Raw genomic sequence first — 19,587 nt, forward strand, 5'->3', positions numbered from 1 at the left:
ATGCCGTGTGTCTTTAATAGGTGAAGCAAACAAGATCAGTGTGGTCAAAATCGTTCAGGAATTGTTGCTGGCAGAAGATGCTCAGTCTATTCCGCACAGTCTGATCTCTGAAAAAATAAACCTCGTGCTCGCACTGAATCCTCGCTGGACTGAAGATCTGGATCGTGAATCCGTTATTAACGAGCTGATCCGCCGCCATAGCGAATGGGTTGGAACGGGGGGCATGCTCGGCGATGTGTCGGATCACGTTGCTTGGTTGACCGCGCAACGTAAGAAGGAATGGCGTTACTGGCAGCGTTATCGTGAAATGCAGGAGACACGACTATCAGCAAATGCTGTTGCCAATCTCGATGAAACATCCGATCAGGTTTTGTCCATGCTGGAGGATCCTTGCCGCGAAGGTGCTTGGGATCGCCGAGGTCTCGTAGTCGGTCATGTGCAATCAGGCAAAACGGGCAACTATACCGGGTTGATCTGCAAGGCGGCTGATGCTGGTTACAAGGTCATCATTGTTCTGGCTGGAATGCACAACAATTTGCGCTCTCAAACTCAGATGCGTCTTGATGAGGGGTTTCTGGGGTATGAGACACACTCTTCCAGTAACGAACCCCGGCCGATCGGTGTCGGTCTGATTGACCGGGATCCTGCGATTCGCCCGCACTACGCAACAACACGTTCTGAAAAAGGTGACTTCAGCATGGCCGCCGCGAAGAATCTCGGGATTTCTCCGGAAGAGCGACCGTGGTTGTTTGTTGTCAAGAAGAATAAGAAAGTCCTTGAACGTCTGCACAAGTGGATCGTCAATCATGTAGCCAACACCGTCGAGGCAGAGTCCGGTCGCAAGATCGTGACACATCTTCCCTTGCTGGTCATCGATGATGAGGCAGACAATGCTTCTGTTGATACGGGTGAACAAATTTTTGGCGAGAATGGACTGCCTGACGAGGAGCATCAGCCTAAAGCCATTAATGGACTTATTCGTAAGATACTGCACGCTTTTCAGCGTAAGGCCTATGTTGGCTATACAGCTACACCGTTTGCGAACATTTTCATTCATGAGCGAAATGCCACCCCGAAAGAGGGGCCAGATCTCTTTCCGGCCGCATTTATTGTCAATCTCGGCGCACCATCCAGTTATGTAGGGCCAACGCGCCTGTTTGGAATCAACAATGGTGGAACTCGTGCGGATGCATTGCCTCTTGTACGCAAGGTTGATGACCACTGTTCTGACGATGGCAAGGCTGGCTGGATGCCGATATCTCACAAGAATGGACACAATCCCAAAATCGACAATGAATTTGGCATGCCTGAGTCATTGGTACAGGCGATAGATTCATTTGTACTTACGTGTGCATTGAGAAAACTGCGGGGACAGGGTGATTCCCATAGTTCAATGCTTATTCACGTAACAAGATTTAATCAGACTCAGGCGGCGGTACATGCTGTAGTAGATCAGTATATTCGACAACAGTTGCAACGAGTAGAACGTCAAATCGGCCATGAAGGATTTTTGGGGCGCCTTGCCGAACTCTGGCAAAAGGACTTCTTGCCTGTTTCCACCGAATTGCATGCACAAATACCTGATATGGTCAGCCGGTACGATTATTCGTGGGAGCAAATTGTTGAGCAGATACCGGATATTGTTTCGGAACTTTCTGTCAGGATGATTAATGGTACGGCCAAGGACGCACTGGATTACGCAGATTCTGGAAAGGGACTCAAGGTTATTGCAATTGGTGGTGATAAGCTCGCACGGGGGCTGACCTTAGAGGGACTATGTGTAAGCTATTTCCTGCGTGCATCAAAAATGTATGACACTTTGATGCAAATGGGAAGGTGGTTTGGTTATCGGCCTGGTTACCTTGATCTTTGCCGTCTCTACACGACAGCGGATCTGGTCGAGTGGTTTGAGCATATTGCCGATGCCTCAGAAGAGCTGCGTGAAGAGTTCGACATGATGGTTGCCAGTGGTGGGACACCACGTGATTACGGTCTCAAGGTCGTATCGCACCCTGTACTGATGGTGACTTCTCCCTTGAAAATGCGATCTGCAAAGACATTGCGACTTTCCTTTAGTGGGCATGTGGTCGAAACAGTGTCAATGCACAAAGAGTCTGTGATTGTTCGTGCAAACTTCGATTCGTTCCAGAGTTTTGTTTCTGTGATCGGAAAGCCTTCAACCATACCGGAGAGGAAACGTGGGGATGGACGCGATCGCTGGACCGGAGCGTACTGGTCAAATGTATCCCATGCTGAGGTGACGTCGTTTCTTGCCGGTTATACGACTCACCCTAGCGCGTACAAGGTGAACAGCCAGATGCTGTGTGAGTTCATCGACTCAATGGCGCTTGATGGTTATCTGCTGAACTGGAACGTGGCTGTAGTTGGCGGAAGCATTGACAAGGGCGCTTGGCAGATCGAAGACCTTGTTGTACCGCTAACCCAACGAGCTAATCGACAGCAGGCCGCCGGTCGCTACGCAATTGGCCGACTGCTGTCTCCGCGAGATGAGGCGCTGGATCTTGACGAAGTAGCTTGGCTTGCTGCGCTCGATGAAACGAAAAGACTCTGGCATGCCGACCCCGCCAGACCGGATGGCAAGAAGGAACCTGTGACTCCAAATGGGCCAGCCCTGAGAAAGATACGTGGATTCGGTGCGGAGAGAATTCCTGCCTCCCCGGAAACGGGATTATTGCTGATTTATTTGCTGAATCCAGTGGATGCAGGTTTACCTGAGGGTCATGAGCCTGTCGTGGCATTCGGGATCAGTTTTCCCAGCAACAACAGTGGGATCAAGGTCGACTACAAGGTCGGACATATTTTCTGGGAGCAAGAATTTGGATCTGCTGAGTAAGGAAGACATCCTCGGGACATGGCGCGCGTTATCAGGTGTGTCGAACGAGGACGTATGGAGAACGATTTTGCTTGTGCCGGAAGGTGTGTGTACTTTGCGAGCTGGCCGTTGTTTTCCTGGGAATGAGGAAGGTTTGTTAGTCCGGTTTGGCAATGGAGATATTGGTTCATTACATGGACTACCTGCGGCCACTGGATTCAAGGTCAAAAAAATTAAGCTAGGGAATAATAATGAAGAGTGGTTGGCATTGGTACGCCAGCCAGGAGGAAACCTTGATCTGTTTGCTACGGTCGTGGCAGATCTTGTTGCAGTTTTGTTGGGTAGCTCAATTCTAGATGGGCGCCAACTATTGAATATATTCATGAAGCGTTTGCGTGCGTGGATGAGCTTCATGAAGAAAGGAGCTACCATGCTCAGCCCCGAAGCGGAGTTGGGTCTAGTTGGTGAATTACAGTGCATGTCCACATTGCTAGCTGCAGGCTGCTCGGCTGAAAGTGTTGTGGAAGGCTGGACTGGCCCGATGGATGGCTTGCAAGATTTTCAGCTTGGACATGGGGCTATTGAAGTCAAAAGCACATTGGCAAGAGACGGATTTTCCGCCTCTATTCTGTCGCTTGAGCAGTTAGATGACAGTGTTCGCAAACCTCTGTTTCTTTGTGCTTGCCGATTTTCAGTTGATCCGTCAGGGGTTTCTCTGCCTGTTCGTATTGCATCGTTAAAAGAGCAGATGGATGAGGCCACAGCAGTTGTTTTCGGTTTTGCCTTACTGCATGCGGGGTACCTCGATGCGCACGCCGATTTGTATACAAGACAGTTTGTCGAAGTGAGTACACGTTACATGCTTATCGATGAAACTTTTCCGAGGCTTACTGGCGGGAATGTTCCGGTTGGAGTGGTCCGTGCAAAGTATGAGATAGAGCTGGATGCGATTGATGCTAAAGAGTGCCTAGCTGACGCAGCAATTGAAATGATTGGGATGAATTGAATGGAATTGGTTGATTTTTTGCGTCAAACGCAACAACAGGTTCGTGATGAAACTGTCGAAAGAGGGATTGAGGGCGGAGAAGCAGCATTCCCGGAGCTACTTTTTACTGAGATCGTTACAAGACATATGGCCGATATCGGGATGACTTTTGATCCTGAAGTGTGTGCATACGATGCCAGAGTTGGAAGTGGATTAGGTTCAGGAAATGTGAGGTTGAGTGGTTTCGCTGTTTCTGAAGACAATGAACAGCTAGATCTGTATGTGAGCGACTACGAAGGCCTAGATGAAATTGTCGACATTCCTAATGCCGAAGCACAGAAAGCAGCCGAACAATGCCTGCGCTTTCTTTCGATGTGTGTGGAGGGCAAACTAGCCAAGGAAATGGACGAGTCCCATCCGGCATATGCTCTAGTGCTCACAATTAAGCAGGTTTATCCTGACCTTGAGCAGATCCGAGTCTTTGTTTTGACCGACAGGCGTGCAAAAGTTCGTACATATCAACCGCGTACAATATCCGGTAAGGTTGTAAAGCTTGAAGTTATGGATATCCAGCGTTTGTTTAATCACTGGCAGGAGGGGCGTCCACGAGATGAACTCATTGTCAATTTCCAGGATATATCTGGCGGCCCTCTGCCCTGTATCTGGGTTCCGGACCAGATGGGGGAATATGATTATGCAATGACAGCTATTCCCGGTGAAGCCCTACGATTTTTGTATGAAAAATATGGTGCACGTATTCTTGAAGCCAATGTCCGTTCGTTTCTGAGCCAAGTTGGCGGGGTCAATAAAGGGATTGCAGAGACTTTACGCAAGCAGCCTGAACGGTTTATGGCCTACAACAATGGGGTTGTCATTATTGCTGATGAGGCCAGCTTGGGACGTACCGAGGATGGCAGCCTCGGTATTTTCGGGCTTAAAGGCATGCAGATCGTGAATGGTGGTCAGACGACAGCATCGATGTTCTTCACGAAGAAAAAATTTCCAGATATTAATCTCTCTCAGGTCAGAGTTCCCGCTAAAATCATCGTGTTGAAAAATGTAGGTTCAGAGCAGGAAGAACGTCTGATTTCAGATATATCACGCTATGCCAATAGTCAGAATAAAGTTCAACTGTCTGATTTGTCTGCAAATATGCCTTATCACGTAGAGCTCGAAAAACTTGCTATGGCTACATATTGCCCTGATGGCGTTAGTCGGTGGTTCTACGAGCGGGCCACAGGCAGCTACAAAGTGATGCTTGAACGTGAAGGTAAAACACCAGCTGGTATCAAGCGTATACAGGAAGGTATACCATCAACTCGCAAGATTACTAAAACGGATCTTGCAAAATATCAAAGTGCTTGGATGCAGCGACCAGACTTGGTGAGTCTAGGGGGCCAAAAGAACTTCAAAGCGTTCATGGATATTATTAATGCAGCTGGCGAGGCTAGGGGGCTGACTGATGTTGCTGAGTACAAGAGCATCATTGCTCAAGTCATTTTATTCAAGGAAGCGCAGCGTAGAATACGCCCACGCTTTGCCGCATTCCAAGCGAACGTGATTGCATATACAGTCTCTCTTGTGTCCCTGAAGCTTGGTGAGCGTCTGAGTCTGGAGCGTATTTGGTCCACCCAGACTGTATCGCCGCAACTTCTCGAGCAGATTGAAATATGGTCAGACGAGGTGAATGCACAGCTTCATGCGACTGCAAACGGGCGAATGATTTCAGAGTGGGCGAAGCGGCCTGAATGTAGGGAGATTATGTTCTCTCGTCCATTTTCTCAGCCAAGAGTAGATATTCCAGAATTAAATTTCTCCTAATATTTAACATCGCATAGGTTAATTAAATTTATCGTATTAATCCTTACACTATGGCTTGGACTTACCAAGCCATAGTGTTATGGTTTCTTATGTACTTCTGACACAGATAAGACATCTAAGATATCAGCTTCTATAAGTAGAAGATTTTTGAAAAATGTCTAACACCAAACGAGCTATTTTATTTGCTAATAGGGGAGGCACTGCATTACCCACTTGATGATATTGCTGAGTTCGTCCACCTTGGAAAAAATAATTATCAGGAAAGGTTTGTAAACGAGCAGCTTCTCTTACTGTGAGGCTGCGACACTGTGTCGGATCAGGATGAATGAAGTAATGCCCATCTTTAGATATATGACTTGTAATTGTTGTAGAAGGTGCATCAGAAAGTTGAACTCGGAACCGATCCGAAAAATGCCCACTTTCCCAATTCTTGTGCGCTGGAGCTAAGGAGTCAAGACAAAATTCTTTGTGCCCCTTTGGCGATCTTCCTTCTATTTTAGCAAAACATGCAGCAAATCCGTATCGAATCAAATCATCAATTCTATGACCTCTGGTTTCGTGGTTCAGCCAAACTTTCAGTCGGTCATCATTGAACCATTTGTCAAGTTCACTAATACCAGTAGTACCTTCATTTTTCTCTCTTGGATATTGGAGAGAGCCTGTATCAACGTTCTGAAGAAAATCAGCTGTTTTACGAATATTATCTATCAGCTCTGAAGTGAGTTTGGACTCTTTAATTGCATTGTTTGCAAGCAGTTTTAATCCTTCTCGGATTTTTTGTTCCCATGCAGCAGCAGAGTCCTCTTCTCGACTTAATTTACTGCGTAATGGGGGCAGATTACCAATAGCATTATTAACTGTAATCCGACTCTCTTTGTTTAGCTTAGGCAAATTATGGCTGAAACGATCGTCTCTGATACCGAGTAGAATTACTCTATGACGAGCCTGAGGTATTCCATAGTCTTCGGAGCGAATAATGAAATTAGTTGCATCTATTTTTTGTGGATCATCACCATCCATGAATGTTTCATCATTGACAAGAGATACGATATTATATCGTAAGCCATTATCTTTTTTATCCAATGCCATGCTAGGATTTGCAAGATCTCTTAGGATTTGATGAAAAATAAAACCACCATTTATTTTTGATGAAAGAATACCCTTCACGTTCTCCATGACAAAAATGTCTGGTTTATTGTTTTTTATGATTCTTAAATACTCCAAGTATAGGAAGTGCCTAGAATCATCTTCGGGTATATAGTTAGAGTTACCTTTATTCCTCGAGCGCCCAGCAAGAGAATATGCTTGACATGGAGGTCCGCCAATGAGGACCCATGGTAAATCCTTATTGCCTAATGCAGCTGTAATTGCAGAGTCAAGGGCTGCATTCCCCTTATCACTACCGATAGCAATACACATCGCTTCATGATTTGCTCGCTCCCAATACTCATAGGTTCTCTCAGTGAAAGGATTAGGTAATTTCCCATTGCAAAACTGATAGTAATCTGATAGTCCATCAGGAAAGTTGCTTTTGAGTAATCGATAGTAAGCCCTGAGTCTTAGAGTCTGGTGAGCAACAGGATCCTTCTCTGCAGAGACCATAATCTGGAAGGAAGAACCTTCATTAAGTGAAGAGAAACCTTCGCCTAGTCCTCCTGGACCAGCAAATAAATCGATAATTGGGATCGGTGATAAAACGGTGTTCATGGTCTAATACTGTGTTTTTGATCAGCTAACAAAGATACCAGGAAGATGCGTGAACGGGAAGCCAAAGCGTGGCTCTTGTCGATAAAAAGCCTTGCGTAAGGCTCATGGCGGGGGCTGGTAACATCGGATGTATGCCGGAGAAGGCTGTTCAATCGGTTCCGTATGATGCATGGCGTCGGTGCCATGGCCTTATGAAGGCTTTCTTGGGACAACATCGCTATGACTTGCTTACTACCAAGTGTTAAATTATCTATCTGAGCTAAGCTGGTAGGTATTCGCCCAGCTTGATGTATATTGGGGGCTTTACATCGTTGCTTTCGCCATGTTTTCGCACGATTAATTGGGCAGATTGATAGTAACTTGGAATTTATTGTAATGGTTATGCATTTATAATATTTTTGAAAATTCCATCTGTATGAAAAATTATGTTGTTTTTAAAAAGAAATTTTTAGGATGTGGATGGAATAATTTATAACATCTGTTAACCCTCCTGAATATAACATTCTTTCATGGCGGTCTTCGTTTTTATAATAGAAATCAATAACTTCATAGCATTCTCTGTCCTCATTTTCAAAGATAACGGTCCCATTGTTTTTACTTCCATTTATTAACCATGTCTGGAATATCCAATCAGCAGATAAACCGACCATAGGAAATTTTTGGTTTAGCATGTCAATTTTATTAGTGTTGCCCATTTTATATCCCTTTGATATTAACTTATACTTTAATATGTTTAATCCGTAATGAAGGCGAAGAAGGGTTATGACCTCTATCGCACTTACAATTCCTACTGTAACAAATATTCATCGATAATAACCGTACTCTTTGCCTATGTCTGGAGATCAGTCTGGCTGGCGATCGTCAACAGCTCATCTTCGTTAACCAGAGCGGTGAGGAGATAGGTGCCGGGTTGCTCCCCGGCGATCAGTTTGTGATGCAGCATGATGGTGCTAGATACGCCATCGCCCCACTGCATGGGAAGCGGTAGGGTAGGCGAGGTGGTTAATGACAACAATCAGCTCGAAAGGTCAACAGCCTCTAATCATGCCAAAACATCCTCAACCACTTCCTCATCCTGATCTTCAGGCTCCGGTTCAGCTTGGATAGACTGCGAAATATACACACGACTTTTCAGCCGTTCTTTAAGCGCTGCTCTGCGCGCGGCAAAAAATTCCGGAAAATCCTCAAAGCCCAGATCGACACCCTCTACCAGCAGGTTTGCCGCTGTCAGATGAACAGAAGAGTCCTCAAGCCACTCCTTCAGTGGCCGATCAGACTTACTCCGGTTCTGGGAGTCATTCAGCAGATGAAGATTGGTAATAGTGTTCCAATGGCTGGAATCTGCATAAAACTCCATTCGCTCAGAATTATTGAGAAGGGCATCCACTTTAGCCAAACGCTTCTTGTCAAAGTGACTACGTGGGTGCAAGTGATCAATATGAAATACTTCCGTTGCATTCATTTCCGGGAACAACAAATGCAGCAGTGCACGGCAGCGCCCTTCGCCATGCTCAATATTCAGTACGCTCTCCATGTATTCATCATCAAACCGCAAATCCTTGTTGGTTGCCGTGTATCTCTCCACCACCTGCTGCAATGGGAAGTACTGCTCGTCCATATGCTGATCCAGCACATCACGCATCGATTTCAGGATGGTATCTGCTTGCCCGCCAAATACCCCTTTAAGCAGCGCCATATAAAACCAGCGACTGATCAGGTCTCGCTGCTCATTATGCTTGGAAAGATTGTTTATGCTCTTGAAGAGAGATTCATTGCCAACCTGCTTTTTGTACAGGTAGTAACAAATCGGGATCACCGCATTTTTGGATGTCAGCGATTGGGAGTTAATGCCCATGCGGCGGATCAGCCGCAGTGTTTCCAGAATGCAGTCACGTATTTCAGCCCATGCGTCTTGGATCTGGCGAACCTGCTCGGCACTGAAATTTTTCACTTTAAACCGCACGTCCGCACCGATAAGCACCAGGCAGGCTTTGAGCACCCAGTCGCGATCCATGTAGAAACCAATATCGGCGCTTTGATGAATCTGACGAATCAGCCCATCCACATCCTGACGGAAGTCACCATCCCAGTTTGCTACCGCAATCGACATCAACAGATCAGAAAAGTCCAGCTTGGTACCACCACTGTTGGTGCGGATAAACACATCCAGTACGTGGTCTATTTCCTGACTGCTCTCATTGAAGTAATGAACAATACGCTGCGAACGGATGACGTCATACAACTGACCCAAGGTGTCAGCAGCAAACTCATTCGCCTGCAAGTTATGGGCTTCCAGGTAAGGCTTGGTCACCTTGTTCCAGATATGGTTGCCACCATCAACCTGCGGCATCTTGAGGATGTCATGCAGGCAAAACCAGTGATGCTTACTATCCGATGCCGCCAAGGCGCTCTTGTACTGGGCGTCGGTCAGAAATTTAAAGTTGTAATGCATCAGTGATTCGTTGTCTTGCGAGTCGACAGCCTGTGCCAAGTCGAGGTACAACTTGCGTGGCGGCAGCAGCTTGTCATCCCGAGTTGTCGGCCACCACACCCGTGGTTGCTTGTAAGCATAAGTGCCACATAAGCCAATATACAATGAGGTAAGGCGCTGCTGGCCGTCGATGATGGCCTTGAAGTTTTTATAACTGGCAGTGGTCGGCTTATGCGGATTCTCCTCACTGAAGCGCTGGCAGTAGCACTTCAGGAACTCATAAAACTTGTAGTCGTTCTTGATTTCAGCGCTGTTCACCTCCCACATCATGAAGGAGTTAATCGGATATCCCCGCATGATGGAATCGAACAGCACACAGATCTGGTGACTGCTCCAGACAAACTTGCGCTGAATAGCAGGCAACAGATAGTCCCCACCATTAATGGCCGCAATCGCTTCCTGAATGGTAATTGCCTTTTCATACTCACCTGCCATGTTTAGTCCTCTTTCGCATGCATCTAGGCCTACGCTCTTCTTCAAGGCCGCGCCGAGTTTGAGATTGTAAAGAAAGTCACTGAATCAGAAAATTCTGATTCAGTGACTTGTATCAAACTATCTCGATGTTATCTGCAAGCCAGCCGCGTCGCTCGATGAGTATGTCTAGGCTGATAAGTGTAAGGTTCATATCAGTCCCCGTTCTGCCAGCGACACCACGCCCTTAGTACCGACGACCAGATGATCCAAAATCCGGATATCCACCAGTGCCAGGGCATCCTGTAGGCGCAGGGTGATCTCGATATCTGCCCGGCTGGGTTCCGGGTATCCCGATGGATGGTTATGCACCAGCATCAGGGCGGCAGCATTGTGGTGCAGTGCCCGCTTGACGACATCGCGGGGGTAGACGGTTGCTGCGGACAGGGTGCCAAGGAACAGCTCCTCGTAGGCCAGTATCCGGTGTTGGTTATCGAGGAACAGTGCCGCAAAAACTTCGCGATCCCGTGTTTGCAGCAGCCCTTGCAGGGCTTGATGGGCTAAGTGTTTATCGGTAATAGCTTCACCCTTGGCCAGTTTCTGCCGGGCAATAGCTTGGGCGATGGTGAGCAGGTCATCGTCGGTGACAAGGTCAGTCACCCGGTAGGTGCCGGGGGTCTCCCCGGCGATCAGTTTGTGATGCAACATGATTAGGCTCCATACGCCATCGCCCCACCGCATTGGACGCGGCAGGGTAGGCGAAGTAGTTGGTTAATGGGTTACTGAATGGGGTGTGACCGCAGGCTTGGTTGGCTGTGTTCAGGCCGCCAAGGTGTGCGGGGTGTAGTCGTGCAGCGGAATGTGGTAACTGGTGGCGAGCATGGTGCCTAACTGGGTTAGCCAGCGGTGATCCGGATGATCGCACAGCCATTGCGCCAGTGCATCGCCCCGTTCGTTTTCATAGCGCAAGTAGAGGGCATAACCGTTCACTGGTTGGCCTTGGTCATGCACCACTTCAATCTGACCGTTGTGCTCAAGGTAAGCCTCCAGCTCGATAGCGATCATGGTATTAATCATCCTTATTCTCCTGTTGCTCAATGGGGTTACTCTCTACCCGATAGCCACGATGGATGCAGATGCGCTGCAGGTCTGCCAGAAAGCTGGCCAGCACGCGGGGCTGTTCGGTGAGCGGCACGGGCCCTGCTTGGCATTGCCAGAAACAACTTCGCTTGGGGTCGATGCAGATCTCATCCCTCGGCTGGCTCATGGTGTGCCAGTCCTCAGCATTAGTGAGGGAGAGCAGTTGCCACTGCACGCCAGACCAACGCACTTGTAAGGTGACTGTGCGGGCTGGTGGGCTATCCGGTGTCAGGTGCAGCAGCCAACGCTGACCACTGCGAGTGGGGGTTAGCTTGGCGCTGGTGGCGACTCGTCCCAGCCACTGGCGTGAGTAGTGGGAGAGCGCTAATTCTTGGATCATCGTGACCTCCTAATCTCCTGCGACCGTGACGCTGAAGCATTCCAACCGGCAGTAGGCAATGAAGTTGCTTTGCCAGGTGTCGAACAATTCCCGCGCTTCGGCCAGCCGCAGAGGCCCCAACCCAGCATGGTGTGTTCCCCATCGAGGAAGTTGAAATCGAGCTCCTTGCAGAGCTCGGCATACTGCCCCAGCCCTTGATAACTGAAGTCGGTGACGTAATCGAATAGCCAGCCATCGAGTCCACGGATCAGGCGGATCTCGACCGGGTGTACGCCTCCTTGCTCGGCGCTGTAGCCGGGGTTACGAAAGTTGAAGGTCAGTTGGGTTAAGCGCTCGATGTCGAGCTCGGTTTTAGCGACTTCCTGGTTGAGCAGAACCAGCAACGCTTGGGCAACGGGCAGGGCAAAGCCATCCAGAAAAAAGGGAATGGTCATGGTGTACTCCTTGTGGGGTTTAATCTTGGCCGAACAGCTCGCGCATTTTTCTGGCTGCACGGGCACGGATCTGGGCGTCAATAAAGGCGGTAATGCTGGCGAGCGCCGCACTGAGTACCGCGATGTCATCGGTTAGCCCCATCGGTAACACGTCCGGGATCGCATCGATCGGTGAGATAAAGTAAGCCAGCGCACTGTAGATCAGCAGTTTGGCCCAAAGCGGCAGGTCATCCTTCTGGCTGGTGTAGTAGAGCAACAGGCAGGTCTCGATAAAGGGCCGACCGGCCCGTTTGGCGAAGGCCCAGAGTTTTTGCCAAAAACCTGGGTGATCAAACGGCTCGCATTCAGGGGGAATACAGGGGGGCATAGTGCGTCTCCTTTACGGGTGGGTGAATTGCAGAAATAAAAAGAGGAGGCAAATGCCTCCTCTTGGATGGGAATGGGTATGAGCTATTGGTCCCACATCAAGCAGTCAAACTCGGGGGTATTGGTGGCGGGCAGTACAGATGCGACCTCTTTGGTTGGCAGTGCGAGTTGCTTGCCGTCAGCCGTCAAAATGCGGATCGACTTGGCCTTGCGCAGCTTGCCCCACATGTCGAAAAAGTTGTTCTCACCGACACGGGACTCGGTCTCATAGGGCGCATCGTATTGGCTGCCATCGACGATGATGGAGAAAGCCTGCCCAGCATAAGAGCCGTACTCCTTGCCCTGCACAGTGGCCGTCATGCTGACTTTGCGGGTGTCATTACAGGCGATATAGAGATGGTTCTGTTCGTTGACCACCGCTGTGTATTCGCTGGTGCCCTGACCCCAGCCACTGCTCCAGCGTCCGGCCTCGCCATAAGCTAGGGCGTTGCCGCACAGCAGCAGTGCTGTTGAGATAATGAAGAGTTTATTCATCCCAGTGACTCCTAAAGGCTCAAGAATTTAGATGAGCCATTAACGTGGTTATTTTTTGTAAAGCACGCTGAGTGAGTTATCCACCAGGTGCTTGACGATTTCATAGTCTGGATTGTAAGTGGCGAGATTATGTGCCGCGATGGTGACGGCAGATGCGATCCCGGCTAGACCGGTAATACCGCCAAAGACGCTGGCCCCTGCTGCGGCGATCCGACCCTTGGTATAGACCCGGCATTTCAGCCCAGCAGGTTCGATGCTGTTTTCAAGTTTTGTCACAGCGGCGCTCATTCGCCCCGATAGCCCCACGACTTCGAAAGATTTTCGTGCACAGATCAGTGAGGTCAGCTTGTCAGTACCCAGATCTTCATAAGTCAGTCTTTCCATGTTTTGTGTCCTTGGTCGTGTAGTGAAAGCGTCTTATGGAGCCCACCTGTTGCGAGTTAGTCACGATGGTTTATTGGCTGAGGGCCTCGCATCCGTGTCAAATCAGCATCAATTGCTGTCTGGTGGACTCATTAAGTCTTTAGTCTACCTTTTGGGTCCTTATCGTCAATGGGTCCATGGTCAACCATACGGGTTGACTGGAGGAACCATGACAGATATCAACCTTGAGCTGTTAGCCAAGAGCGTTGGCAAGGCGATTAGCCACAAGCGTACTCAAGCCGGATTCACGCAAGAGCATGTGGCTGAACACCTCAATATCGGGATGGAAGCCGTCTCTCGGATGGAGCGGGGAATTGTGGTGCCGACCGTGGTGCGCCTGGCGGAGCTCGCTCAACTGTTTGGTTGTGAGCTAGCCGACTTTCTGCGTGAGACTAGTAACCGCCCGACCGAGCAGGGCATTGTGCTGAGCCAGCAACTGGCCCGGCTCGATGATGCTGACCGAACTCTGTTGCTGGAAACGGTAGAACGGTTGGTGGAGCGGTTGGCGCGTCCCCGCTGATCATCCACCATTCACTGGGGAGGGGATGGGTTCTCTTTCCCCAATTTGTTGGTGAGTGGACTCCTTCTTGGTTGTGGTCTCTGTGGCGTTCTGGTTGCTTGGCTTTGTGGTGGGTTAAGCGAGGCAGTCGCCACTGCCCCTGCGTTACCATTCGCCGTCTCGTCGCTGCAGACTTGCGGATAGAACTCCTCCAGCAGCATCGGCACCTCCTCATCGATATCCTCAAACTGGCCGTTACGCAGCAACTCACGAGCAGCCTGCTCCATCTGGTCGATGGCAAGGCCAGCCTCTTGGTCACGCTGGGCGGCCTCCTGTGCCAGCCTGACTGCTTCGGTCAGATTGGACTCTTCCCGCAAGGTCAAATCCACGTAGTAGACCGGTGTGCGGTAGGACTGGGTGGTGCTCTTGGCTCGTAGCCGTAGGGTGAGCGGCAAATAGCGGGTATGGCCACCGCTCACAGCCTCTAGGTATTTCAGTCGTGCCGCCAGGGTGCGTACCGAGTTGTAGCCGGTGGTGCGGAAAATAAAGCTACCCAGCTCATCCCCTTGCCCCTCCACAAACAGGTTCAGTCGCCCGTACAACTTGCAGCCCTGTTGCCCGGCAAAGGCACAGCGCTCAGGCCCAGTGCAGCTGACCTCCTCCATGCCTTGCGCCCCTACACGTCTCGCCACCTCCCCATTCCCGACACAGAGCGGCCTGCCGGTTTGCCGGTCAAAGGCGCTGTATTCCGCCCGCAAGTTCAAGTCGCTATCGTTGAACAGCACCCGCACCGGAATGGCGCGGATCTTAGTTTGTTCCTGCCCTTGGCCACTCTTTTGCGATGAATAGTGTTGATGCAGGGGATGGAGCAGCCATCCTCCCTTTTGCTGTATTTGGGTGGTGAGGGTGAAGCTGTCGTCCTTCTCCGGTACCCACTTATCCTGTTTTTGCACCAGCTTGCCGATGCAGATCCGCCCGATCACGGGCGGGGTAATTGCCAGTCCTTTGATCATGGTGTTTGCCTCAAGGGTTGAATGGTGAAACGGCGTACGCCGGGCACCGGTTTGACGTAACGGGTGAGCAAGTCTGGATGATCCTGTCCGAGCTTATCCAGATCCGGTGCCAGCCGGTCTTTGCTGCGCTTCCAGGTGATCTTGCCATCGGCAAACAACCCGGCTGTCGCTTCACCCAAGGTGGCTTGCAGCCGCTGCTTGAGTTGTGACTCTTGCAGCTCGACGGCTTCCTTTTGCTGACGCAATTGCAGTAGCTCGCCAAACAGCCGGTTGAACTCGGGGGAATCGGAGAGATCCACCGTCTGACCATCATCGCGGGGAAAGAGCCAGCTCAGGGCATTGGCGGCATCACTGGATCCATCAGGCTCGGGCTGTTGGTCTTGTTGCACCATCTGCCAGAACTGCGCTTCCCGCTCGGTGAGATCCTGGATCTTCTCCTCATCGCGCTCGATGCGGTAAATCCGAAAATCCTGGCCGCCGATCAGCACTGCCACCTCAGCCCAGGCATGGCCGGTGACGGCCAGCTGATGGAGTACCTGACACTGGTAAGCCACCGGCACCCCTTCCTCCCACTGGGGGGCGCTGTGATAGCTGGCGGTCTTGATCTCCAGAATGCCCGGCCCATCGGGATGGCCGACTATCTCCCGGTCGAGGTTGGCGAGCATGAAGGGTTGCTCGGGGTGTTGCAGTACAGCATTGACCCGGCGCACCTTGTAGCCAGTGCGCTTGGCATAGACCTGCGCCAAGACCGGTTCCAGCTCAATGCCCCACAGCACTGCTTCCTTGTGGGAGATATCTTCCGGCTCCTTGCGGCCGGTCTTCTCCAGCCACAGGCTGAGTGGGCACTTGTAAGGGGAGAGCCCCACTGCCACGGCGGCATCGGAGGAACCAATGCCGAGTTTGCGGATAGCGAGCCACTGCTCGCGGGTTAATTGGGTAGTGGAGGCCAGCCGCAGGGCTTGGCCGTATTTGGCTTTTGATTTCATGACGACTCCTTTTTGACGGCATAAATGGCAACGCCCGGATTGGCATGCGCCAGTCCGGGTGAGTTCGTTATGCGGTTTAAATGGGGAAGCGGGATTACTGCAGCAGAGTGAGTGCCTGATTCAGAGCCTGGGATTTGAGTTGGGCCCCCTGACCAAACCAGGCGGAATCGAGCCGGTGATCTTGGCTGCGGGCACGGCGGTGGTGATCCACGTATTCCGTTACCGCATTGACCAACCCCCAAGCGGTATTGCGGGAGCTGGCAAGCTCTGAGCCCATGCCTGCGCCCATATACAGCTCGTGCAGTTTTTGGGCGGGACGGCTGAGAATAATATTCTCATCATCGCCAGCCTGATCATTGAGTAGTTCACCGAAGAAATTAAGGGCTTCCACGGGTGATACCGGACGATTGCTCAACGATGTCATCTCTTGTTGGAAACGATCCCAATTTGCCATACCAAGGCCCAATGCCTCTTTGACGGCAGCAGCATTAAATTGAGTGGAGTGGGGAACCTTGATCGCACCAGTATTATCCCGTAGTGCTATTCGCAATGTGTTATTACAGACGACTCGTAGCGAGGTAAATTGTGCTGTGGTGCACAACGTACCATCACAACTGGTGGCGAGCAGTAGGTAGGATTTCACCCTGTCTCCCCCTTTCAATTTCATATCTTGCCCCGTTTTTGCAAGCGCCCATAATTTGCGGCCGCCCTTGAGCGAACCTGCAGTTTCCAACTCAAAGCCGCCCACTTCTACTAGATCTTGATAAAAATGCAGCACCTCATGAGGCTGTACCACATTATATCGGCGAGAGACGACGGATAGAGGCTCCAGATTATCAGAGCGGTACAAAACTTTGCTGTCTGAATAAGGGCGAATATGGAGTGCATCGGAGGCGACGTTAAACATTACGTCACTCTGCTCGATAGTCCAATCCATCCCGGCTGCCTGTAGCCAGATATCCAAAGATTGCCGTGGCGGCAATATATTGCCAAGGCCATGCCAGGGGGGTTGGCCGGTGTAGGCTATGGTGTCGATCAGATGTGCCATGTGTAAAATCCCATTCATTGGTTAATTCAAGATGGGAATATAGGTTTAAAATTATTTTGAGTTTCTTTTTGTTAAAATCAAAAAACAAGAAAGAATTCCAAAGGAGTCTCTTCTAGAGTGCTTTTTTTTGCTATTGTAGCGGGAGTAGCAGAAGCGCACTTCGCTGGAGGTGTATTGTTGGAACTGATTGTTATTTTTTTAATCGTTTTTTTATTTCGTTGGAAAATATTTCAAATGCATAATGGTTATACAGTTCCTCTTCAAGAGGAAAAGGAACATACTCTTGTAAAATACGCTGGCCATCACTCTTTAAAGTTAACTCGGCATAATTGAGCACATCATGATTTTTATGAAAATCTATTTTGTATCGATAAGGATCAATTGAATGAAGAATTTTTCCTTTTAAGTAAATAGATTCGCGACTAAATCGTTGAACATTAACGGATTGTTCCATTATCCAAGATGGCCAAAAATCAATGAGTGAATTTATCTCGCATAGACAGTTGTAAAGTGTAGATTTTGGTATGTAGGGAATGCAATTACTTTTCATGAATGGCGTCAATAATACTCTGATTTTATCTAATGGCGCAGAATGCAAGTCAGGATATGAGCTATAAAGTGTATTCAGAGCCCTTTCTAGCTTATTTGGAAATGGGATCATCATTGCTATTTTTTCTTCCATTGAAAGTGTCTCAATACACTCCAAAACATCTGCATAGGTTTGAATGGAAGAGAATGCATAAAGGATTGATGGTGTAGAAAACACACTTTCATTGACTTCTTTAAATGGATCTTGAGGGCTTTTCTCTAACGAAAAGCCTGTACCTCCAAGTAAAAATGCTACTTTCGCAATATTCTCATATTCGCGGTGTTTTATACTGGAAACATACAGCTTTATCTTTAATGCTAACATTAAACGGATTAAAATACTGTGGAATCGCCCGGCTGAAAAGTTATTTTCGCTATTTAGAATTGATAGCGAACGCTCGTGAGACTTTATTAGCTCACCATTGGCAATAAACGAGATTACAGCATTGAAGTCGTAACAGAATTGGATGATAGGCTTTATTATTTTTCCTTGTGGTGGGAGGATATTATATTTTGAACTATCTGATATAGTATTAAATATCACGTTAAGTTCGCCACTTGTTAGCGAGGATTTAGCTATTTTCGTACTGACTTTGTCAAAAAATGCCATCAGTGTATCTGAGTGCAGGTATGGAGAGTCAGATTTTAATAAGTCTGTGAATAAAGATAGACAGTTGTCCTTCAGCTCTTCAAGTGCATACATAGGACTAATTGAAAAATCAATATGTCTAGAGAAAAATATTGCAATTCTAGCCCCATACCAAAATGATTTCAGCTCATTCATTGAGGGAAATTCCTTAGAGGAAACAGAGACGTTATCCTCATGTAATTCCTGACAGAGCTTGTCGATAGTGTGCAGACTGATTATAGATGTTTTTCCTCTATACCCCCGAAGAGCCTTTTTAAAAGTTGTTCCAACACCATGGCTGAGAAATTTTTTTGTCTACACATCCATGCGTTAACGTTTACTTCGGCGTGTTGCAGATATTCAGGAGTCAGCATGTACAGCAGGTGAGTCATCAAGTTATCTGCTCGAAACTCATTTCTATCCAATGGTGAGTAGAAAATAGGTTCGTCTTGATTGGTGATAAGTGCGATTGCTTGTCTCATGAAAGGCAATTGCACATCACGTAGAAAATGTACATACAGTTGAGTTCTTGATAAATCAGAAAATATTTCAGTTCTATTGAAATGCAGTAACATCTGGTTCATGAAGTCAAACATGACCATGAGCTGATCTGACAGCATGAGCACATTGGTGCTTTTTCCATTATTACTCACAAGATGTTTAGCAAGGCCCATGGTCATTTTTTCGACCATATCTGAAAGGGCATCAATACTCTTTAATTCTTTAAGCTGATGTTGACGGCCATCCCTCAATCCAAAAGCGTCATACATAAATGTAACGAACTCATCGAGGCTATGGCTATTTAGTCTCAGCTTATCTGTTGTTGGTTGTGACACCTTGTTTAAACCTCTGCATATGTGCTGTGTTTTTAATTTTCTTCCCCGCATCTTTACTTCCGTCCAGTCTGCAAAGAAAAAAGCAAGCAGTGCTACGGGTCAACCATACCATGGCCTGTTCCTATACAAAATTTCTTGTCGAGGGGTTTGAAAGGCTCTCCAGCTTTAGCCATATCTCTGCACATTTTCGGCGTTTTCATTTTTCAGGAGGAGTTAGTCTGCCCTCAGTCCAAACCGAAGCGGAGATGAATCATGAACTTGCAAGAAGATGGTCACTACTGGGATCGTGAGACGCTACATCGAGTTGTGCGCATCAAGGAACTAGCTCGCATCCTGGGGCTTTCACGTTCGACCATCTACAACAAACTTAACCCCAAATCCAAGTCCTATGACCCCGACTTTCCCAAGCCGTTGCGCTTGGGGAGTAGTTCAGTGGGGTGGCTGCTGTCATCGGTACATCAGTGGCTTGTCTCACGCATCCAGTAGTTCCTCCCCTGTATTAAC

The 19,587-nt window shown here is 48.7% G+C and carries 18 protein-coding genes and 1 pseudogene; 5 read left to right on the forward strand and 14 right to left on the reverse strand.

Translation table 11 applies throughout. From position 1 onward, the window contains the following. Positions 1 to 7: 7 nt before the first annotated feature. The 3 genes from mzaC to mzaE are packed head-to-tail and all read left to right on the forward strand — an operon-like array spanning position 8 to position 5,639. Entirely contained in the window at positions 8 to 2,854 is a 2,847-nt protein-coding gene (gene mzaC / locus OC537_RS02395; protein ID WP_262109015.1) for an MZA anti-phage system associated Z1 domain-containing protein MzaC, read from the forward strand. Further along, a complete protein-coding gene (mzaD, locus tag OC537_RS02400) occupies positions 2,838 to 3,839 on the forward strand; it encodes an MZA anti-phage system associated PD-(D/E)XK motif protein MzaD (protein WP_257684546.1) in 1,002 nt (333 codons plus the stop codon). The genes mzaC and mzaD overlap by 17 nt, the downstream gene beginning before the upstream one ends. Further along, positions 3,840 to 5,639 carry an MZA anti-phage system associated AIPR family protein MzaE gene (gene mzaE, locus OC537_RS02405; RefSeq protein WP_193558668.1) on the forward strand — a complete coding sequence of 600 codons (1,800 nt, stop codon included), beginning with the start codon at positions 3,840 to 3,842 and terminating at the stop codon, positions 5,637 to 5,639. Between the two features lie 123 nt (positions 5,640 to 5,762). Here mzaE and OC537_RS02410 read toward each other — a convergent pair whose 3' ends face one another. The 9 genes and pseudogenes from OC537_RS02410 to OC537_RS02450 form a co-directional block, all read right to left on the reverse strand. After that, on the reverse strand, positions 5,763 to 7,346 hold the full coding sequence (locus OC537_RS02410; protein WP_262109021.1) for a DNA cytosine methyltransferase: 1,584 nt from the start codon (positions 7,344 to 7,346) through the stop codon (positions 5,763 to 5,765). Between the two features lie 1,042 nt (positions 7,347 to 8,388). Further along, complete coding sequence (locus OC537_RS02415) at positions 8,389 to 10,272, reverse strand: DUF262 domain-containing protein (RefSeq protein ID WP_262109023.1); 1,884 nt, start codon at positions 10,270 to 10,272, stop codon at positions 8,389 to 8,391. A gap of 186 nt (positions 10,273 to 10,458) precedes the next feature. Next, positions 10,459 to 10,956 (reverse strand): RadC family protein, encoded by a 498-nt coding sequence (gene radC / locus OC537_RS02420; RefSeq protein WP_262109025.1) that lies wholly within the window; start codon positions 10,954 to 10,956, stop codon positions 10,459 to 10,461. Positions 10,957 to 11,067: 111 nt separating this feature from the next. Next, on the reverse strand, positions 11,068 to 11,325 hold the full coding sequence (locus tag OC537_RS02425) for a hypothetical protein (protein ID WP_257684542.1): 258 nt from the start codon (positions 11,323 to 11,325) through the stop codon (positions 11,068 to 11,070). After that, a complete protein-coding gene (locus OC537_RS02430; protein ID WP_257684541.1) occupies positions 11,318 to 11,728 on the reverse strand; it encodes a hypothetical protein in 411 nt (136 codons plus the stop codon). Before OC537_RS02430 ends, OC537_RS02425 begins: the two co-directional genes overlap by 8 nt. Before the next feature lie 9 nt (positions 11,729 to 11,737). Next, positions 11,738 to 12,162: pseudogene (locus OC537_RS02435) on the reverse strand (DUF2787 domain-containing protein). 19 nt (positions 12,163 to 12,181) lie between these two features. Then, positions 12,182 to 12,529, reverse strand: coding sequence for a YkvA family protein (locus tag OC537_RS02440; protein ID WP_262109028.1), 348 nt, complete (start codon positions 12,527 to 12,529; stop codon positions 12,182 to 12,184). A gap of 83 nt (positions 12,530 to 12,612) precedes the next feature. Beyond that, complete coding sequence (locus OC537_RS02445; protein ID WP_262109030.1) at positions 12,613 to 13,062, reverse strand: hypothetical protein; 450 nt, start codon at positions 13,060 to 13,062, stop codon at positions 12,613 to 12,615. Between the two features lie 48 nt (positions 13,063 to 13,110). Next, positions 13,111 to 13,446 (reverse strand): hypothetical protein, encoded by a 336-nt coding sequence (locus OC537_RS02450; protein WP_262109032.1) that lies wholly within the window; start codon positions 13,444 to 13,446, stop codon positions 13,111 to 13,113. Positions 13,447 to 13,654: 208 nt separating this feature from the next. On the opposite strand from OC537_RS02450, the gene OC537_RS02455 reads away from it, so the two are divergent. Further along, positions 13,655 to 14,005 (forward strand): helix-turn-helix domain-containing protein, encoded by a 351-nt coding sequence (locus OC537_RS02455; RefSeq protein WP_101530889.1) that lies wholly within the window; start codon positions 13,655 to 13,657, stop codon positions 14,003 to 14,005. A gap of 11 nt (positions 14,006 to 14,016) precedes the next feature. On the opposite strand, the gene OC537_RS02460 is transcribed toward OC537_RS02455, so the two are convergent. The 5 genes from OC537_RS02460 to OC537_RS02480 form a co-directional block, all read right to left on the reverse strand. After that, positions 14,017 to 14,997 carry a hypothetical protein gene (locus OC537_RS02460; RefSeq protein WP_257684534.1) on the reverse strand — a complete coding sequence of 327 codons (981 nt, stop codon included), beginning with the start codon at positions 14,995 to 14,997 and terminating at the stop codon, positions 14,017 to 14,019. Next, a complete protein-coding gene (locus tag OC537_RS02465) occupies positions 14,994 to 15,983 on the reverse strand; it encodes a YqaJ viral recombinase family protein (protein WP_262109037.1) in 990 nt (329 codons plus the stop codon). Before OC537_RS02465 ends, OC537_RS02460 begins: the two co-directional genes overlap by 4 nt. Before the next feature lie 94 nt (positions 15,984 to 16,077). Continuing rightward, positions 16,078 to 17,031 (reverse strand): DUF932 domain-containing protein, encoded by a 954-nt coding sequence (locus OC537_RS02470; protein WP_262109039.1) that lies wholly within the window; start codon positions 17,029 to 17,031, stop codon positions 16,078 to 16,080. A gap of 190 nt (positions 17,032 to 17,221) precedes the next feature. Further along, positions 17,222 to 18,403 (reverse strand): hypothetical protein, encoded by a 1,182-nt coding sequence (locus tag OC537_RS02475; protein WP_262109041.1) that lies wholly within the window; start codon positions 18,401 to 18,403, stop codon positions 17,222 to 17,224. 80 nt (positions 18,404 to 18,483) lie between these two features. Continuing rightward, a complete protein-coding gene (locus OC537_RS02480; RefSeq protein WP_262109043.1) occupies positions 18,484 to 19,134 on the reverse strand; it encodes a hypothetical protein in 651 nt (216 codons plus the stop codon). 201 nt (positions 19,135 to 19,335) lie between these two features. Between OC537_RS02480 and OC537_RS02485 the strand changes: the two genes are divergently transcribed. Then, the gene (locus tag OC537_RS02485; RefSeq protein WP_257684530.1) at positions 19,336 to 19,569 is read left to right on the forward strand and encodes a helix-turn-helix transcriptional regulator; all 234 of its coding nucleotides are present in this window, start codon (positions 19,336 to 19,338) and stop codon (positions 19,567 to 19,569) included. Positions 19,570 to 19,587 lie beyond the last annotated feature (18 nt).

It is taken from the genome of Aeromonas sp. Marseille-Q5825, assembly GCF_946892685.1.
GTDB lineage: Bacteria > Pseudomonadota > Gammaproteobacteria > Enterobacterales > Aeromonadaceae > Aeromonas > Aeromonas rivipollensis.

Coding starts and splice junctions, on each gene's coding strand:
- OC537_RS02470 (WP_262109039.1), bottom strand. CDS start 17,031: ATGGCACATCTGATCGACACCATAGCCTACACCGGCCAACCCCCCTGG.
- OC537_RS02430 (WP_257684541.1), bottom strand. CDS start 11,728: ATGATCCAAGAATTAGCGCTCTCCCACTACTCACGCCAGTGGCTGGGA.
- OC537_RS02460 (WP_257684534.1), bottom strand. CDS start 14,997: ATGATCAAAGGACTGGCAATTACCCCGCCCGTGATCGGGCGGATCTGC.
- OC537_RS02475 (WP_262109041.1), bottom strand. CDS start 18,403: ATGAATGAGCTGAAATCATTTTGGTATGGGGCTAGAATTGCAATATTT.
- OC537_RS02455 (WP_101530889.1), top strand. CDS start 13,655: ATGACAGATATCAACCTTGAGCTGTTAGCCAAGAGCGTTGGCAAGGCG.
- OC537_RS02445 (WP_262109030.1), bottom strand. CDS start 13,062: ATGAATAAACTCTTCATTATCTCAACAGCACTGCTGCTGTGCGGCAAC.
- OC537_RS02425 (WP_257684542.1), bottom strand. CDS start 11,325: ATGATTAATACCATGATCGCTATCGAGCTGGAGGCTTACCTTGAGCAC.
- OC537_RS02415 (WP_262109023.1), bottom strand. CDS start 10,272: ATGGCAGGTGAGTATGAAAAGGCAATTACCATTCAGGAAGCGATTGCG.
- mzaE (WP_193558668.1), top strand. CDS start 3,840: ATGGAATTGGTTGATTTTTTGCGTCAAACGCAACAACAGGTTCGTGAT.
- OC537_RS02465 (WP_262109037.1), bottom strand. CDS start 15,983: ATGAAATCAAAAGCCAAATACGGCCAAGCCCTGCGGCTGGCCTCCACT.
- OC537_RS02440 (WP_262109028.1), bottom strand. CDS start 12,529: ATGCCCCCCTGTATTCCCCCTGAATGCGAGCCGTTTGATCACCCAGGT.
- radC (WP_262109025.1), bottom strand. CDS start 10,956: ATGTTGCATCACAAACTGATCGCCGGGGAGACCCCCGGCACCTACCGG.
- OC537_RS02485 (WP_257684530.1), top strand. CDS start 19,336: ATGAACTTGCAAGAAGATGGTCACTACTGGGATCGTGAGACGCTACAT.
- OC537_RS02450 (WP_262109032.1), bottom strand. CDS start 13,446: ATGGAAAGACTGACTTATGAAGATCTGGGTACTGACAAGCTGACCTCA.
- OC537_RS02410 (WP_262109021.1), bottom strand. CDS start 7,346: ATGAACACCGTTTTATCACCGATCCCAATTATCGATTTATTTGCTGGT.
- OC537_RS02480 (WP_262109043.1), bottom strand. CDS start 19,134: ATGCGGGGAAGAAAATTAAAAACACAGCACATATGCAGAGGTTTAAAC.